Source organism: Paenibacillus sp. ALJ109b (genome assembly GCF_010747435.1).
GTDB lineage: Bacteria > Bacillota > Bacilli > Paenibacillales > Paenibacillaceae > Paenibacillus > Paenibacillus taichungensis.
On sequence record NZ_JAAIFP010000023.1, the window covers coordinates 172,483 to 190,724 of the forward strand.

At 44.2% G+C, this 18,242-nt stretch carries 16 protein-coding genes; 4 read left to right on the forward strand and 12 right to left on the reverse strand.

Features of this window, described 5'->3' with window-relative positions:
• Window positions 1–274: 274 nt before the first annotated feature.
• Window positions 275–718 carry a GNAT family N-acetyltransferase gene (locus tag G3352_RS21255; RefSeq protein ID WP_163759649.1) on the forward strand — a complete coding sequence of 148 codons (444 nt, stop codon included), beginning with the start codon at window positions 275–277 and terminating at the stop codon, window positions 716–718.
• 6 nt (window positions 719–724) lie between these two features.
• Here the strand turns inward: G3352_RS21255 and G3352_RS21260 are convergent, their stop codons facing one another.
• The 9 genes from G3352_RS21260 to G3352_RS21300 all read right to left on the reverse strand — a co-directional run bounded on the left by G3352_RS21260 (window position 725) and on the right by G3352_RS21300 (window position 9,553).
• Window positions 725–1,099, reverse strand: coding sequence for a hypothetical protein (locus tag G3352_RS21260; RefSeq protein ID WP_163759513.1), 375 nt, complete (start codon window positions 1,097–1,099; stop codon window positions 725–727).
• A gap of 213 nt (window positions 1,100–1,312) precedes the next feature.
• Window positions 1,313–2,275: an ABC transporter permease gene (locus G3352_RS21265; protein WP_076289934.1), complete on the reverse strand. Its 963-nt coding sequence runs from the start codon at window positions 2,273–2,275 to the stop codon at window positions 1,313–1,315.
• Entirely contained in the window at window positions 2,276–3,355 is a 1,080-nt protein-coding gene (locus G3352_RS21270; RefSeq protein WP_163759516.1) for an ABC transporter permease, read from the reverse strand.
• Entirely contained in the window at window positions 3,348–4,886 is a 1,539-nt protein-coding gene (locus tag G3352_RS21275; protein ID WP_163759519.1) for an ABC transporter ATP-binding protein, read from the reverse strand. Before G3352_RS21275 ends, G3352_RS21270 begins: the two co-directional genes overlap by 8 nt.
• Window positions 4,887–5,227: 341 nt before the next feature.
• Complete coding sequence (locus G3352_RS21280; protein WP_163759522.1) at window positions 5,228–6,268, reverse strand: BMP family lipoprotein; 1,041 nt, start codon at window positions 6,266–6,268, stop codon at window positions 5,228–5,230.
• Window positions 6,269–6,847: 579 nt separating this feature from the next.
• Window positions 6,848–7,207 (reverse strand): 50S ribosomal protein L20, encoded by a 360-nt coding sequence (gene rplT / locus G3352_RS21285; protein ID WP_017689664.1) that lies wholly within the window; start codon window positions 7,205–7,207, stop codon window positions 6,848–6,850.
• Window positions 7,208–7,285: 78 nt separating this feature from the next.
• Window positions 7,286–7,486 carry a 50S ribosomal protein L35 gene (rpmI, locus tag G3352_RS21290; RefSeq protein WP_062320217.1) on the reverse strand — a complete coding sequence of 67 codons (201 nt, stop codon included), beginning with the start codon at window positions 7,484–7,486 and terminating at the stop codon, window positions 7,286–7,288.
• Between the two features lie 24 nt (window positions 7,487–7,510).
• Window positions 7,511–8,005 carry a translation initiation factor IF-3 gene (gene infC, locus G3352_RS21295; RefSeq protein ID WP_024628309.1) on the reverse strand — a complete coding sequence of 165 codons (495 nt, stop codon included), beginning with the start codon at window positions 8,003–8,005 and terminating at the stop codon, window positions 7,511–7,513.
• A gap of 309 nt (window positions 8,006–8,314) precedes the next feature.
• A complete protein-coding gene (locus G3352_RS21300; RefSeq protein ID WP_163759525.1) occupies window positions 8,315–9,553 on the reverse strand; it encodes a glycosyltransferase family 2 protein in 1,239 nt (412 codons plus the stop codon).
• Between the two features lie 714 nt (window positions 9,554–10,267).
• Between G3352_RS21300 and G3352_RS21305 the strand changes: the two genes are divergently transcribed.
• Window positions 10,268–10,795, forward strand: coding sequence for a phosphatase PAP2 family protein (locus G3352_RS21305; protein WP_163759529.1), 528 nt, complete (start codon window positions 10,268–10,270; stop codon window positions 10,793–10,795).
• Between the two features lie 50 nt (window positions 10,796–10,845).
• Window positions 10,846–11,994 (forward strand): MGDG synthase family glycosyltransferase, encoded by a 1,149-nt coding sequence (locus G3352_RS21310; RefSeq protein ID WP_163759532.1) that lies wholly within the window; start codon window positions 10,846–10,848, stop codon window positions 11,992–11,994.
• Window positions 11,995–12,078: 84 nt separating this feature from the next.
• Here the strand turns inward: G3352_RS21310 and G3352_RS21315 are convergent, their stop codons facing one another.
• From G3352_RS21315 to G3352_RS21325, 3 genes are all read right to left on the reverse strand, one after another.
• Window positions 12,079–13,632, reverse strand: a complete 1,554-nt coding sequence (locus G3352_RS21315) for an extracellular solute-binding protein (protein WP_481856318.1) — start codon at window positions 13,630–13,632, stop codon at window positions 12,079–12,081.
• A 107-nt stretch (window positions 13,633–13,739) separates the two neighbouring features.
• Window positions 13,740–14,579 carry a carbohydrate ABC transporter permease gene (locus tag G3352_RS21320; protein WP_371121667.1) on the reverse strand — a complete coding sequence of 280 codons (840 nt, stop codon included), beginning with the start codon at window positions 14,577–14,579 and terminating at the stop codon, window positions 13,740–13,742.
• Between the two features lie 89 nt (window positions 14,580–14,668).
• A complete protein-coding gene (locus tag G3352_RS21325) occupies window positions 14,669–15,574 on the reverse strand; it encodes an ABC transporter permease (RefSeq protein WP_063564186.1) in 906 nt (301 codons plus the stop codon).
• A 400-nt stretch (window positions 15,575–15,974) separates the two neighbouring features.
• Here G3352_RS21325 and G3352_RS21330 point away from each other — a divergent pair, with 400 nt between their 5' ends.
• The gene (locus tag G3352_RS21330) at window positions 15,975–18,221 is read left to right on the forward strand and encodes an AraC family transcriptional regulator (protein WP_163759539.1); all 2,247 of its coding nucleotides are present in this window, start codon (window positions 15,975–15,977) and stop codon (window positions 18,219–18,221) included.
• Window positions 18,222–18,242: the final 21 nt, after the last annotated feature.

Sequence of the window (18,242 nt, forward strand, 5' to 3'; positions counted from 1 at the left end):
GCAATTCCAGCCACTCTCTGAGCAAAAGAGCCCTTAAAACTTCGTCCTCTTCATAGCCGATGAAATATTCTCGTTAAATGTTAGGAACATTATATGATTCCTCCAACCGATAAGTCAATACCCCTTTTGTATAAAAATTCAGAACGTCCTTAATCCTTCACTCTCCATCTTTAACGTTACCCCAATCCCAACGCTTCATTCAGTCACCTTTCAACTTGCCTCAGGCATAGGATATACGAGCAGCACGACTGGTCCTGAAAGGAGGCTTCCGATGGTGATTCGGCAACGTAAATCCAAGCTGGATGATGCCGCCATAATGAGGCTTATTGACTCTCAACTTGTACCTCTATCTCATATGAGTGAAAGTGAAATCAATAAAATACGCAAAGAAATACCCCTGCGAATGAACAGGGGCATGACCTTTGTTGTCTCACAAAATCCTGACAACGAAGCTGTCGCATTCATCCATTTTCTCATGCACGGTGAACTGCTGTATGTGGATATGATGGCTGTTGCCACAAAAGAACAGCGAAAGAAATACGGTCAGACCTTGCTGCTCAAAGCGGAAAATTTTGCGGCATCTCGTGGTTGCAAAAGATCCAAAGTGATGGTGGACGAAGGCAATACTAAAGGTCTTCGATTTTACCAGAAAAATGGATATAGCACCATTCGATACATTATGTTAAGCCGCTGTTACGAGTTGGAAAAAACATTATAAATCGGTCTAAAAAAAGCCCGGTGGCCGTGGTCCATAGGGTCCATATCCTGGGCCAGGGCCATATCCACCACCAAATCCCGGTCCATACCCTGGGCCTGGTTTTGGTCCCGGGCCATATCCTGGACCACCACCTGGACCAAAACCGAAGCCAGGGCCAGGGCCGTAAGCATAAGGAAGCGTAGCGATGGCGAGTAAATCAAATAATACCAATGGCAAAATGGCTTTGGTGCGTACTTTTTTGCCAACGGGACGTTTCAGCACCAATTTATTACCCGATACTTTCAACAGTCTTCCGGTTACCCGAGTACCGTCTTTTTTGATCGCGACAATATTATTGCCTATTAATTTCATCGCTGCATCACGCGTAACATGTTGTTTCATACTTTCCCCTCCTCCTCGGATCGTTCAAAACAGTGTATTCGTCCAGAGCCGACTTCGCCTGTTTCTTTGTCCCTAAATGAAAATATGGGTGTCTTTCTCTATAACAGTTTAGAACACTAGTAATCTGATATTTATCTTTGTGAAACAAAAAAAGGTTCGCACGAGGCGAACCTTTTCTAGTAAAGCATTATGTGGGAACTCATAATTCTGTCGTTACCTTTTCCCCGGATCATACGGTTCCCCGAGTGCGGACGGAGCAGAAGAGCGTCCAACAGCCGCAACGAGCACGATGATGGTCAGCAGGTAAGGCAGCATATAAATAATTTCCTGGGGAATACTTTGAGACCATTCGAACAGCTGTACATAGTTCCGGATAGCTTGCGAGAAACCAAAGAACACAGCCGCCCCAAAGGCACCAATCGGATTCCACTTACCAAAGATCATCGCTGCAATCGCAATGTAACCTTGGCCGGAAACGGTATTATGAGAGAATGTGCCTGTCGTAGTCAGCGTGATTGCAGCTCCACCAATAGCAGCCAGCGCACCACTGATCATTACCGCAACATAACGATAACGACGCACTTTAACACCTACGGTATCCGCAGCACTTGGATGTTCACCAACCGAGCGAAGACGAAGACCGAATGGGGTTTTGTACATAATGTAATACGTCAGAAAGACGAACAAAACAGCCAGATAAGTTGTCGGGTACACATTCTTGAAGAAAGCTTCCCCAAGCAAAGGAATATCCTTTAACAGTGGCACATCAAACTTGCTGAATCCTTGTACCAATGGTGAATCGCCTGATCCTTCAAACAGCAACTTTACTAGATAAAGTGTGCTTCCTGCTGCCAGAAAGTTAATGACGATACCGCTGATAATTTGGTCAGCCTTAAACGTAATGGAGGCAACCGCGTGGATCAGTGATACCACTACGCCCAGCACAACCGCGAACAAAATCCCCATCCAGGCAGACGTCGTTCCCCCCATGCCAGCTTCTTGTGCATAATGCGCCGCAATCCCCGCGGCAAACGCACCAAATACCATGAAGCCTTCAAGTCCAAGGTTGGTCACACCGGATTTTTCCGAGAAAATTCCGCCCAGGGATGCAAAAATCAATGCCGTGGCAAAGACAAGCGTCGTATTGATAATTTGCCCAATTGTCAACAAGTCCATCTACAACACCTTCTCTTTCTTGCGCTTGGAATAGAACGGTTTAAGTACCCAGCGCACGATGCCTTGTGCCGCAATGAAGAAGATAATCGAACCGATAACAATCCGAATAATCTCGGGCGGTACATCCGCAGCAAAGCTCATTCCCGCAGATCCATAAGTGAGCGTACCGAATAACAACGCACCCAGCAACACACCAAACGGATGATTCAAACCAATCAGTGCAACCGCGATGCCGTCAAAACCTGTTCCTGGCGAGCCCGACATAACGGTCTGGTATTGGAACACACCAAGAACCTGAAATGCACCGCCAAGACCTGCAAGCATACCACTGATAAACATAGCTTTAACGATATTGCGATTGACATGCATACCCGCATACTCTGCCGCATTCGGGTTATATCCTACAGCACGAATCTCGTACCCTTGTTTGGTTTTCCACATGTAGATATAAAAGAGTACAGCCATGACAAGAGCAATCAATGTTCCCATGTGAACACGGGAGTTGCCCATCAGCTCAGAAAGCCATGTCAGACTAATCGAAGCGGTATCACTGATATCCACCGAACGATTTTCACCCTTTAACAGCAGGAATTGGCGCACGATCAGGTTGGCCAGATACAGACCAATCCAGTTCAGCATGATACTACTGATAACTTCGTTAACCCCACGCGCTGCTTTCAGGTAACCAGCAATAGCTGCCCACAGACCACCAAATACTGCACCAGCAATCAAAGCCAGTGGAGCATGAATGTAGATTGGCAGACCTGCAAACTTCACACCTACAAAAGTCGCCGCGGTCATACCGACAAGAAATTGTCCTTCTCCCCCGATATTAAACAGTCCTGCACGTGCCGCAAATGCAAATGCAAGTCCTGTCATAATCAGCGGTGTCATTTCCCGGACTGCTTCACCAAAGTTGTACATGTCTCCGAAAACCTTCGTAAACAATGCACTATACGCTTCAATCGGGTTGTATCCGCCGATCAGCATGACAATACCACCGAGGATCAGACCCATAATGATGGCTACAATAGGTAATATAAATGAATCACGGGTAAACCATTTTAATACGTTATTCATGCACAGTACCTCTCTTTTGGGTGCTGCCCGCCATCATCAAGCCGAGCTCCCTGTCATTGGTTTCTTCCGGCAGCACCTCGCCCACGATCTGTCCTTCATAGATGACAGCAATTCGGTCGGATACGTTGATAATTTCATCCAGCTCGAATGAGATCAGCAATACCGCTTTGCCCTGATCACGTTGTGCAATCAATTGTTTTTGAACAAACTCAATAGCACCTACGTCCAGACCACGAGTTGGCTGGGCAGCAATAAGCAACTCAGGGTTCTTATCAACCTCACGTGCGATAATGGCTTTCTGTTGGTTCCCTCCCGATAAGGAGCGGGCCTTCGTTTCAATGCTTGGTGTACGCACATCAAATGCCTCGACAAGACGCTTCGCTTGCTTCTTGATCGCATCGAAGTTAAGGAATCCTTTACGTGTATAAGGTGCTTTATAATATGATTCCAGGACGATATTTTCACTCACAGAAAAATCCAGTACTAGTCCATGTTTGTGCCTGTCTTCCGGAATATGGGCTACACCCGACTCCGAAATATGGCGCGGAGTATGATTAGACAGTTCTTTACCCTCGAGGCGAATCGAACCGCTATCTACTTTACGCAGTCCGGTAAGAGCCTCAATCAGTTCGCTCTGTCCATTACCATCAACACCTGCTATTCCTACAATCTCTCCTGCACGTACATTCAGGTTGAGTTCGTTCAGAACCGAGATACCTTCTTTATTTTTGGCGGTCAATTTGCTAACTTCAAGCACATTGTTTCCTGGAGTAGCTGGCTTTTTGTCCACTTTAAATGTGACATTGCGACCAACCATTTTTTCTGCCAACTCATTCGGATTCGTTTCTGATGTTATAACTGAATCAATCACTTTACCACGACGAATAATCGTCACCGTATCGGAGATTTCCATGATTTCTTTCAGTTTGTGTGTAATCAGAATAATGGACTTGCCTTCGGCCACCAATTTTTTCATGATTACCATCAGTTCTTTAATTTCCTGAGGTGTTAATACAGCAGTAGGCTCGTCAAAAATAAGGATGTCTGCACCACGATACAACGTTTTTACAATTTCAACACGTTGCTGCATTCCGACAGAAATGTCATGAATTTTGGCATGCGGATTCACTTTGAGTCCATACTGTTCAGACAGACGCTGCACTTCAGCAGCAGCTTTTTTATAATTAATGTTGAGACCTTTCCTTGGTTCAGATCCCAAAATAATGTTCTCTGTTACCGTGAACGGCTGTACAAGCTTAAAGTGCTGATGCACCATGCCGATGCCAAGATCGATTGCTTTGTTAGGGCTGTCGATGATGACAGGCTTGCCATTCACTTCAATGGAACCTTCATCCGGCTGATAGAGACCAAAGACAATATTCATCAACGTTGATTTACCAGCGCCGTTTTCGCCCAGTAGAGCATGGATCTCGCCTTTACGAAGCTGAAGGCTGATGGCGTCGTTGGCAACAATGCCTGGGAAACGCTTCGTGATTTGTTTCAACTCAACGACGGGGGTTGCTGCACCCATGTAATCACCCTTATACCTGATATAGTGTGGTTCCGCAAACGTAAGAAAAACGTCTAACGACGTTTATTCAAGGAAGATGACCGCATTTTAGCGGTACTTTTTCTTAGGATCATCGAATCCTTCAGTTTCACCGAAACTTCTGCATTCCATAATCTTAAGAAAAGCTCCTACCGGAGCGTTGATACGAAGTCTTCTTGCTTTTGCCGTGGGCTAATCCCCAAGCACATAAGGCCTAGCTTGTACAATTGTTATGATGACCTGAGCAAATTTTCCTGCTCTGACAATCATAAGGCCGGTCAAGACCGGCCTCGATGATTATTCATTTTTACAGCAGAATCAGATTACTCTGTAGGAACTTTGATTTCGCCGTTGATGATTTTTTCTTTGTACTCGTCCACTTTTGCAAGTGTATCAGCAGAAACATTTTTCGTAGAAGTATCAGCGACACCTACACCGTTTTCTTTCAAAGTCAGGTTCTCAGCTCCGCCTTTGAATGTACCATCGATGATTTCTTGGTTTACGCGCTTAACAGCTTCGTCAACTTTTTTGATCATGGAAGTCAGTGTTACATCATCACCAAACTCCAGGGATTGGTCTTTATCTACACCGATAACCCAAACGTCTTGACCTTGTTTCTTACGAGCGATTGCTTCGTTGAACACACCATTACCAGTAGCACCGGAAGCGTGGAAAATGATATCTACGCCTTTGTTGTAAAGTGTTGCTGCTGCTGCTTTACCAAGGTCAGGCTTATCAAATGCACCTGTGTAGTTCGGAATGAATTCAGCATTAGGATTAACAGCTTTAACGCCTTCTCTGAAACCTACTTCAAACTTTTTGATCAGTGGGCTTTCCATACCGCCAACAAAACCAATTTTGTTCGATTTAGTTGTCAGACCAGCTACAACACCTACCAAGTAAGAACCTTCTTCTTCAGCAAATGTTACCGATTTAACGTTAGGAGCATCAACAACACTGTCGATGATCGCGAGTTTGGAATCAGGATTTTGTTCAGCTACAGTCTTGATCGCATCAGCCAATTGGAAACCGATACCCCAAGTCAGATCGTATCCACCTTTAACGAACTCGTTCAGGTTTGGAATGTACTCTTCATCGGATTTACTTTGCAGGTATTTAACAGCTACACCTGTTTCAGTTTCAGTTGCTTGCAGAGCTTCCCAAGCAGATTGGTTAAACGATTTGTCGTTAACTCCACCTACGTCAGTAACCATACCGATTTTCAAATCGGATTTAGCTTCAGTGTTTTCGCCACCTGTAGTTCCTCCGGCATTTGTTTCCTCTTTCGGTTTGCTACCGCAACCTGCGAGCATAACCGATACTGCCAGCAACATGACCAAAGACAAGCTGAGCATCTTCTTCATTTCTCTTGTTCCCCCTTAATGATATATACCTAATTCCTGTCCAGGCCAAAATGGAACGGATCAACAGATCGATAATATGGCTTTTATGCAGAATGTATGGTTTCTTCGACATTAAAAGCGCATTCTTACCCCTTAAAGATTGTGTCACCTGTCGAAAAACCGAACATTATGACATGAAGAGAAAATTTTAGGACTAGCCTACTAGAGGTGATTATACATTCAACCCGTGGTAAAATCCAGATGTTTCATCACCAAATCTCACTTATTTTTGCTCTTTTTTTATTGAAAGCGCTTAATAATTTAACGATTTAACACACTAACGTTACAACGATGTGATGTTATATAACAAAAATATATCACTCTTCCTAGAAAGATGTGGAATTCACCTGTTTTCGTTTGCATTATTTCACCGTTCGTATTTTATGTATTATCACAGCCTGTTATTCACCCGTTATATGCTTTCATTGTTCCCTTACAGGCTGTAGCATATTCGTTTCACATAACCCTGCTCTTTGGAGTAAATCAATCTTCAAGCCGTAAAAAAAGCCGCCATAGGTACGGCGGCTTGCATAAACAATTTTAAGCGTTGATTTTGCCTTTAGCTACAGTAGCCAAAGAGTTGAACGCATTGATGTCGTTAACGGCCAGATCAGCCAACATTTTGCGGTTCATGTCTACTCCAGCAAGTTTCAATCCATGGATCAGTTTGTTGTAAGACAAACCATTCATACGTGCTGCAGCATTGATACGAACGATCCACAGTCTGCGGAAGTTACGTTTTGTGTTGCGACGGTCACGGTATGCGTAAACCAGGGATTTCATTACTTGCTCGTTAGCTGTTTTAAAAATACGGTGTTTGGAACCGAAATAACCTCTTGCCAGTTTCAAAACCTTTTTATGACGACGACGTACTACAAAACCGCCTTTTACTCTTGCCATATTAAAGAACCTCCCAATAAATATTAAATGTATCCGTGGTATGTGTACGGCCTAAGCCGATCCCCCCATACGGATTTACTATTTCAAGTTAGCCAGACCTTGTTTCAAACGTCTTACGTCCCCGGCAGCCATAACTGGGTTGCCGTTCAGAACGCGCTTAGCACGTTTTGATTTGTGGGAAAGCAAGTGGTTTTTGTGAGCTTTGTAACGCAGGACTTTACCGGAACCGGTAATTTTGAAGCGTCCTTTCAAACTGCTGTGTGTTTTCATTTTAGGCATTTTGTGTTTCCTCCTCCAATGTTATCAGGCTTTAGGAGCCAGAATCATGATCATACTGCGGCCTTCCAATTTTGGTTGACGTTCGATGGTGCAAAGTTCTGCAACCTCCACCTTAACGCGTTCCAAAATCCGTTGACCAATGGCGGCATGCGCAATTTCACGTCCGCGGTAACGAACGGAACATTTTACCTTGTCGCCTTCTTTCAAGAACTTAACTACATTACGAAGCTTCGTTTGATAATCATGCTCCTCAATATTGGAACGGAACCATACTTCTTTAATGTCAACAATTTTCTGGTTCTTACGGGCTTCTTTGTCTTTCTTTTGTTGCTCATAGCGGAATTTGCCATAGTCCATGATGCGGCATACCGGCGGTTTAGCCTGTGGTGCCACATTGACCAGGTCCAAGTTCAGGTCAATCGCCATTTGCAGTGCTTCCCGAATCGGCGTGATCCCAATTTGTTCTCCTTCAGCTCCGACAAGGCGTACTTCCTTCGCCCGAATCTCATCATTAATCATGTGATCTTTACTAATAACCGTCCACCTCCAGGTCATTTTGAATATCCTGTTACACAAAAATAAAAGGGATGCCGGTTAAGCTACCGACATCCCTGTAATCAACACAATTCTTCATGAGTAAACACTTCATAAATTATTGGGATCGTTGACCAGCCAACATGTTTGTTGATCAGGTGAGAAGTCGGACTTCTACTTGTGATTCCACAGCTATTCATTTAACGCACTTGAATACTATAACATCCTGCAAGGCCATTGTCAACGTCTCTACAATAATTTTTCAGAAATGCTATCATCCAAGTAGATCATACATTAACCTTGCTTGCTCTGCACCTCATCCAAACGTACAACACGTGTATGTTGGGTATGGCTCCATTGTTTATTATTCTGCGTGAAGAACGCGTAGAACGTAATTGGATACCATGAAAGAAGATAAATCGGGAACAAGATCAGGTACAGATACACTTTGGCAAAAGTAACCTTTTCCAGCGCCATGGACAACAAGAATGTCAGGACGTTCAGACCAATCGCTAGGAATCCTACCCAAAGCGGGAAGTACCCGTATATGTTTGCGATATGTGGACCACTGAATATCGCTGTATCCACCCACAGGACAGCAGTCATCAGGAACGTAAGCAAAACAACGTACACGTTTGCTCCATACACAGCAAGGTCAAATTTCACCAAACTTCTTTCCTTGATACTCTGCCACAGCAGCGGGAAGAAATATCTACGCGCAACCGTAAAGTGACCTTGCATCCAGCGAAGACGTTGTCTTGCTGAAGCTTTAAAAGTTAACGGCTTTTCATCAAATACTTTGGCATCATAGTTAAAGACAGGATATACATTACGCTGAACACTACGCATCGTAAACTCCAAATCCTCAACCAGACTTGTAGCACCCCAGCCAATTTCCTTGAGCAGGTTGGTCTCAAAGCACATTCCAGTACCACCGAGGAAATTCGCCATATTCAAATTATGACGGGACAACTGCCACAGACGGTTGATGTACCAGTAAGATACACCATATGCTGCAGTGATCCAGGAATCCTCCGGATTTTTCGTATCAATGTATCCTTGAATAACACGCGAACCATTGCACAAGTCGTCATTCATCTCAAGCAAGAAGTTACGGTCAACCAGGTTATCCGCGTCAAACATAACAACTGCGTCATACTGACGTGGCAATTTCCACAGGTATTTAAGCATCCATTCGATGGCATACCCTTTACCTCTGAGATCAGCATTGGTACGTACACATGCGTTCAATCCATGCTGTCTTACAATTTGAGCCGTTCCATCTGTACAGTTGTCACAAATGACAAACACATCGTACAGATCTTCCGGGTAATCCAGTTGTTTCAAGTTCTCCATCAAAGCACCAATGACTTGTTCCTCATTGTGTGCTGCGACGAGTACAGCGAATGATTTTGTCGCTGGATAATGTTTCTTTTTCTTTTTCTTAATCAGACCGAACAGCGAAAACGTGAATTGGTACACGGCTAGCAGTGCCAGAATGACCTGCATCGTGACGAATATAGCGTCCAACATCGTTCTCTGTTACCCCCTTTTTTTCAAAACCAGATTACTTTAAAATGTTTCTCTTCCTGGATTCTGCACTTTTTATTTTTTTGTGATGCGCAGAATATGACCCTGTTCTTTTGTTAACTACGCAAATATTTCAGACAATGTTTCAAGCATGGTTGATGCCAGTTGGCTGCTTTATCGATTTTGTATTCTTTTCAGCCATTTGTCAAAACCGCAATTCCACTTCCTGAAGCAGAAATGTGAACTTTAAACGCTGAATAGGCACTTCTTGATACTTCAACCTCGCATTCATGCCTGTTATATCTTATTTTCAGCCGTTTACTTGATTTTTATTTCTAAAGTCCCTGCTTTTTTTCATCTGGCTGATCTATATCGACAAGGGCTCTATATTAAACAACGTAAACAGACCTTAAAAAGTTCGGTCTTAAACTCACATTTTTTTAACCGCATTTCAGCCATGTTGAATCATTGTATCTTTTTTAGATCGTCCGAGTCAAAAAGTTAAGTTGGGTGTATATCCACTCTTTAACATGAATTTTACCTTCTTCACATGTGTTCTTCTTGAAAAGGACAACATTTAAAAATATGATAAACATATACCTGAAATAACCTCAAGCTCACGAAAAAACGGTTATATACTAATCAGGACGAAACCGGACACAGCAATTTACCGGAAATACTGCCGCCAACATGGGGCCTGACTGGCAGGAGGCCAATATGAGCCGTTTATTCGTAAAGTTTCAAGAGTATGATCGAAATGTATTTATGTGGATTAATGGTCGACTTCATAATCGATTTATGAACTTTTGGCTGTATTATTTCACCCATCTGGGCGGAGCAACTTCTTCTATTGCAGTATCCTTACTAATCTGGCTGCTGGCTCCCGCTCCTTGGAGTACAACAGGACTTCAGGCATGCATCGCTCTAGCGGCTAGCCACATTCCCGTAGCAATCGCCAAAAAACTGTATCCGCGCATTCGGCCTTACCTGGCCCTACCGGATACGATTACGTTCCGCAACCCCCTGACGGACCATTCGTTCCCTTCAGGGCATACTACTGCCGTATTTTCAGTTACGGTCCCTTTTATGACAATGGAGCCATTCCTGTTGCTGATGTTGCTCCCTGTTGCATTAATTGTCGGATTTTCACGAATTTACCTGGGATTACATTATCCCTCAGATGTGCTCGCAGGTGCTACGATCGGTACTTTAGTCGCACTTGCAACAGTTGCTTTATGGACATAAAGTGAATATGTTAGACTAAGGAAAACCTAGCAGGAACAGGTGAAGCAAGCGTGGAGAAAAAAAGAGTATTACTATTATCTGAAGGCTTTGGCGCTGGTCATACTCAAGCCGCTTATGCACTGTCCAGCAGTTTGCGAAAACTTTCGCCGAATGTGCAAACCAAAGTGCTTGAGTTGGGGAGTTTTCTGAACCCCAGAGTTGCGCCACTCATCATTACAGCGTACAAAAAAACGGTCATTAATCAGCCCAAGCTCATCGGGTATGTATACAAGCACCAATATAAAAAATCCTTAAATCGGCTGACTACACTCGCACTGCATAAATTGTTTTATACTCATACACGCAGTATTGTCCGTCAGCTTCGTCCGAATGTTATTGTATGCACCCACCCTATTCCCAGTGCCGTCATATCCAGACTGAAACGTCTGGGTGTGCAGGTTCCACTTTGTACAGTCATCACCGATTATGACGCACACGGGACATGGATTAGTCCAGAAGTGGATCTGTATCTTGTTTCTACAGATGAGGTAAAGTCCAAATTAATGCTGCGGGGTGTATCTTTAGACAAAATTCGGGTTACCGGCATTCCGATCCACCCCAACTTCTGGGAACATCCCGGGCGCGACGAGATCCGAAGCAAATTCAATTTGAAAAACATGCCCACAGTGCTTGTGATGGGCGGAGGCTGGGGAATGCTTAGTGATGAAGTGGTTAACCAACTATTAACACGCTGGCATGAGGATGTTCAGATTATTTTCTGTCTTGGCCGCAATGACAAAAGCCGTATCAGCATGGAACAGAATCCGTTGTATCAAAAAGATAATATTCATATCATCGGTTACACCAATGAAGTGGACAAATTAATGGAAGTATCTGATCTCCTGATCACCAAGCCGGGTGGAATGACATGCAGTGAAGGTTTGGCAAAGGGAATCCCCATGTTGTTCCATAACCCGATACCGGGTCAGGAAGAAGAAAATGTTCAGTATTTCACCGCACGAGGTTTGGGAGAGCCCATTACTTCCCTCGACGTTGTAGTAAAATGGATGAATAAACTGCTTCATAACTATCCTGACATTGTCCGCAAACGCAAACGCCACATGGCGCAGATTGCCAAGTATCACCCCATGCAGAGCGCACAAAGTATTATCGACCTTTTGGACCTGCGTCCCTACTCGGCAGACCAAGCCGGACTGTAACGGCTTCAAACAAGCCTGCATATACACAGTAAAGGTGCCTTCGAATCGAAGGCACCTTTTTTTTAATATGAAGAAAAGTACAAACTATTGAATACCAGCAGACTTCAAGTAATCCTGCCACTGCTTGGTATACTCAGTCTGAATTTTCTCAAGGCCTGCCTGTTTGGCTTTTTCCATAAATGTATTCAAACCTGCTTCTACATCCTCCACCAATCCCACATTCAACGGATAGAGATACTGCTTTTCTACCTGCTCCAGTGCAGCTTTCTCAGCTTGGAATGGCGTCCAATCCTCAGCAAATCCAGTAAAGATATCCGGCTTTTTCATTTTGTCTAGCTCTTTGAAAATAGCCAGCACATCATCAAAGCTCTTATCATAGAGCATGAATTCCGGATTACGCCAAGCCCAGCCATTCATGCCTTCGCGCGGGAATCCATTGGTCTGGGCATCGCCCACCATTTTATAATAACCGTCTTGAACTTCAAAGTTCTTGCCTTCCACACCATATTCGGTAAGCCAGTTGTAACGTTTATCGGTAACCAGTTTCTCATAGAATGCGAGTGCTTTCTCCGGGTTTTTGCTGCTGCGCGGAATTGCAAAACCATTGTGGATCGGGTGAACTGGTTGTGCAAATCCTTTGGCATTCGGGTAAGGGAAATAACCTAGCTTCCAATCCGGGTGAGTGGACTGGACCTTGATTACATCCGCATTAAATTTGTTCGGGTTCTCACCCGACAGTACAACAGCAGATTTTCCATTTTGCAGCAATGAGTTGGACGTATCCTTCACATTCAGCACGTTTTTCGGGAAAAAGCCTTTGTCCATCCAGCGTTTGTACGTTTTCAGGTCTTCCAGATGCTGTGCAGACCCCCAATAGGAAGTGATATTGGATGGTGTATCATACCTGATATCCAGACCATACGGGAGCTGACCTGCTGTATTCACCAGCTTGGACGTCAATTGTCGAATACCATGGGTATGGTTCGCATTGCTATCCGCGATTGGAATCATATTTGGTTCATTAGCTTTGATTCCATCCAGATAGGCTTCGAGTGTCTCCAGAGATTCCGGTTTGGGCAGATTGTACTTCTCACGCAAATCCTCTCGGTATGCAATACCCTCAGTAACATATTCAGTCCATGTCGATGGTACAGTATAGATCTTGTCGTTGACTTTTACCGCTTTCCACATGTCATCAGGTACATAAGCTTTGAGCGTTGGTGCTGCCTTAGGCAGTACTTCATCCAGAGACAGGAATGCTCCTTTTTTCGCATAGGACTGATAAAATGTCCAATCCGCGGTAAAGATCAGATCAATCGGTTGACCGGAGGATAGCAGTAGTTTGTATTTTTGGTCCCAGTCTGTCCAGGAGGTATAGTTAAATTTCACATTCACGTTCAGATCGGCCTCAGCAAGCTTGTTGATTTCCGACTCAATCACAGGCAGATCTTTAGGTGCATCACCAAGCATGTAGAATTGCAGTGTTACCTTCTCCCCTTTGTTTTCAGAAGAACCTCCCTGCTCACTTCCTTGCGCAGATCCCCCCGAACCGCTACTACATGCAGCAAGCACCCCGGCAAACAACATCAGGGCAAGTACCATAGACAGGTGCCGAATTGTTTTGTTACGCATACGCATCCTCCCTTTTTGTGGTCAACCTTATATGTTAGCGCAGACTCGCCATGGTTCAGACGCAGACGGACAGACAGCTATCCCGCAATCTGCACCCACAACGCGTGCACGTTCTAACCTTTTACCGCACCAATGGTAAGACCCTTGACAAAGTAACGCTGCACAAATGGATACAGAAACAAGATCGGGCCAGTAACCACAATAGCCATCGCCATTTTGGTCGATTCGGTAGGTACATCCTGGCTAAGTGTTATGCCCGTACCAATCGCCATCTGGTCAATGAAGGTAATCGTGTTCATGGTGTTATACAAATAGAATTGCAGCTGGTACATATCCGGGTTATTAATAAACAAGGATGATGTGAACCAGTCATTCCAATATCCCAGTGCCAGAAATAACCCTACAGTAGCAATGCCGGGCATCGCCAGTTTCAGCACTACGCTAAAGTAAATGCGGAAATCATTCGCTCCATCGATTTTGGCTGACTCAATCAGCTCATCCGGAACGGCTGAACGAATGAAGTTTTTCATCAGGATAATGAGAAATGGCGTCATCAGCCCCGGAAAAATTAACACGGTATACGTGTCTGTAAGATTGAAATAATTTGCCAGCATGATGTACCAAGGAACTAATCCCCCGCCAAAGAGAGTTGTAAAGTAGATGAAAAATGAGAAGGCGTTACGGTATTTGAAATCTTTGCGTTGCAGTACAAATCCCGCCATCGTAATAAGAAATAGTCCGAGGGCCGTACCCACAACGGTTGTAAATACAGTCACGCCATAAGCTTTGAGCACCTGAGTCGGAAATTTAAACACCATCTTATAACCTTCCAGAGAGAAATCGGTGGGAAAGAGGTGATACCCATCTCTTACAATGGATTCGTTGCTGCTGAATGAGCCGGATAAAATTAAAAGAAATGGAATGATACAGATTAAGGAAAGAATCAGGATCATGCTGTAAGCGATGATTTGAAACAACAAGGTGAATTCCGTATCTCGGGCACGAGTATGCATAGTGGTTCTCCCTTCTGCTTATTGGCGTTTTAGAACAAGGCGTAGTCCTCATTTACTTTACGGATGATATAGTTGACGGTCATGATCAGGATAAAACCAAACAGCGATTGATACAGACCAGCCGCAGTAGCCATTCCAATATCAAACGTCACTTTTAGGGAACGATACACATACGTATCGATAATATCTGTAGCGTTATATAAGACACCGTTGTTTCCAATCAGTTGGTAAAAGAGATCAAACTGTCCCTTCATAATGCTCCCGAGCGAGAATAACAACAGGATGACAAAGGTCGGTTTTAGCATTGGTACGGTGATATACCAAATACGCTGAAAGATATTGGCCCCGTCAATCCGGGCGGCCTCGTAATACTCATCGCTGATCCCTGTAATAGCTGCAAGGTAGATGACCATGCTGTAGCCGAGATTTTTCCACAGATAAAAAATGATGATCAGGAACACCCAGATCCAGGGTGTGTTGTAAATATCAACAGGCCCCGCCTCAAAACGTTTGAGTACCGTGTTCACAAAACCGGATTCATAGTTAAACATGTTGTAAGCGATTACACTTAATAGTACAAACGAGATGAAATACGGTAAAAACATGACCGACTGCGTAATTTTCTTAAACACTTTTCCCCGAATTTCACTGAGCAATATCGCACAGAAGATCGCTAGCCCGTTTCCTAATATAATGAAGGCCAGATTGTACCCCACCGTGTTGGTTGTCAGCTTGAGCAGCATTCCTGATTGCCACAGGAACTTGAAGTTCTCCAGTCCAACAAATGGGCTGCCGAACAAACCACCTTCAAAATCATAACGGGTAAACGCATAATAGATGCCGACCATCGGAAAATACGAGTTAATCAGAAAAAAGATCAGTGTAGGCAGCAGCATCAGGAACATGATTTTGTTTTTGTTCAATTCTTTGAGCATGGCTCGATCCCTCCCGAATTTCTTACGGCGCGGCGCGCAGTGGAGCTCTGTTTTTATTGTAGTTGCCCTAAGTGCTACCGGATACTGAATCATTCGGCCGGATCATGAACGATTCTGCGAAACAGAATATGAACAATATGAACGAACACTGAAATGAATGCCTGGGCGTTCACAAAAGTTGATATCGTGCATAGGTTGAACCTAGTGAACAATAAAGCGAAAGTTGAACTTTAGCTACGGAAATCGGCTATGCATGCTGTACATCGTTGATGTAAACGCATACATACTATATAATTCGAGATACATCCGTGATTCACCACGCCCATATATGAATTCTCATCCTTCGCTATGAAGTCTAACTTTGTTCATCCAAAACAGGAGGTCCACGGGAGGAAAGGTCATGCGCAAACGTTCAGAGGACAGCCAGAAGGTGTTTGCACGGATTCTAATCGGCATTATTGTTAGCACCGTTGCCACCTTGCTTGTGGCTTCTACCATTTTGTACGTCAACTATAATCGTATTGCCCTTCGCCAGGTCTACCGAACTGATATGAATGGTCTTACCCAGACCAGTCGGGAAGTCTCCAAGATGACCGAGACCGCCAAATCACTGTCTTACCAGATTTATCAGGATTACACCATCTCTGCCCTGCTGCTCTATTCGAATCCGAGTATCTATGAAATTACGTCAGCGATGGCACAACTCGACAACTATCGCATGTCCCTCCCTTTTATCGAATCCATCTATGTATATAACTCCAAAAATGATGAATTCTTTATCAGTTCAAATGAAGTTCGCAATGGACAACAGTCCATCTCGGAAATTGACGATCAGGGGATTACAAGCATCCTCGACCGATTCCATGACTACAAACCTTTTGTTCCCATTCCGCGTACATACCAGGTTGGATCCACCGAGGAAACTCAAGTCAGCAGCTATACGTACCTCTGTTATGACACGATCAATGACAATGCCACACTGAATTATGCGGTCGTCGTAAATATCAAGGACGACTGGCTCAGTCCCAATATGAACTCAGCCGATCAGCCAGGGAAAACGTTTATTATTAATGAACAGGGACAGTTATTGTCCGATTTTAGCAATCGAGCGTTGATGAAAGATTTGTCCAATGAAACGTTTATGCAGCCAATTCTGGAAAACAAGGAGCAGTCCGCTTACTTTACCGCAGACGTTGATGGAAAAAAGTCACTTATTACCTACACCGCTCCTGATAACCTCGGGTGGCGCTATGTACGAATCACGCCTTATGACCTGATCACCTCAGATATTCGTAATATGCGGACACACACTGTTCTGTTTTGTCTTGGACTATTAATTGCGGGAGTGGTCTTATCCTACCTCGTGTCCCGGAAGCTATATCATCCCATTGATAAGGTGCTTGTCCGTATGCGTGTGATGGAAGCAGAGCGTCGTGGCAGTCTGCATCTTCTACGCCAGGATTTTCTGCGCGGGGCTTTGCAAGGACGTGAAACGGTAACGGGAGGTATGCTGGAGGACCGAATGAAGTTTTATGGCTCTTCTGTTGATGTTCATCGTCTAACGAGACTCGTACTGCTTCGTATTGATCATTTTACCGATTTCAGCGATACCTACCGGGATGAAGTCCAACTTATAAAATACGCGATGATGAACATTTGCACGGAGACGGCTGACCTTTACTACCACACCGAAGCTGTGGATATGGGCGGTGATCTGATCACACTTATCTTTAATGATAAAATTCAGGATGAAGCTGATTATGAACGTAGCCCTATTGAGGACCTGCTGCGCATGATGCAGGCTGCCGTGATGACACATCTAAGATGTTCCATTTCATTTACTATCGGGCCAACGGAAGATTCACTGGAAAACAGCATCGCTTCTTATACCCGATCAGCAGAAGCTTCTCTTCATCGTTTGTTCATGGGTCCTGGATGCCTGATTTATACCTCGGACATCATGGCGTACCATGCCAAAGAATATGCTTTCCCTGTTGGAAAAGAGAGACAGTTGATAGATTGCCTGATGACAGGCAAAACAGGCGAAGCCAAACAAGTCTATGCAGACATCGTGAGTGAAACGGCAACATATCCATTTACCGTATTTCAACTGGCTCTGTCCCATCTGACCATGACCCTGAATCATGTAAGAAACACACTCAAAAAGAACAACCAGCTTACACTTGAATCCATCTCCGATCGTTCAATGCTGCCGATCCATGATGCCGAGGATCTCAGTGAAGTTCACGCACACTTTTATCGCATGTTCGACGAGCTTGGATCCAAAGTTGAGGAAAAAAGAACGCTTAAACATGACGAACTCATTCGCAAAATTAACTGCATTATTGAACGAGATTACGCAGACACCAATCTTTGTCTGACCTCGATTGCAGATGAACTAGCCATGTCACCCATCTATGTCAGCAGACTCTATAAACAACTAACGTTAAAAGGTTTAACCGATGTTATTAACGAGACTCGCATAGCCAAAGCGCAATTCCTGCTCATTGAGACGGAAAACTCTGTAGCTGATATTGCCGAGCAAACCGGATTCACCAACAGTTCTTATTTCTATCGGATGTTTAAGAAATTCAACGGGGTTACTCCCAACGATTATCGACGTAAGGAGCTTCATTCGGAGCTTTAGCAGAAGTAAAACGAACGTCCA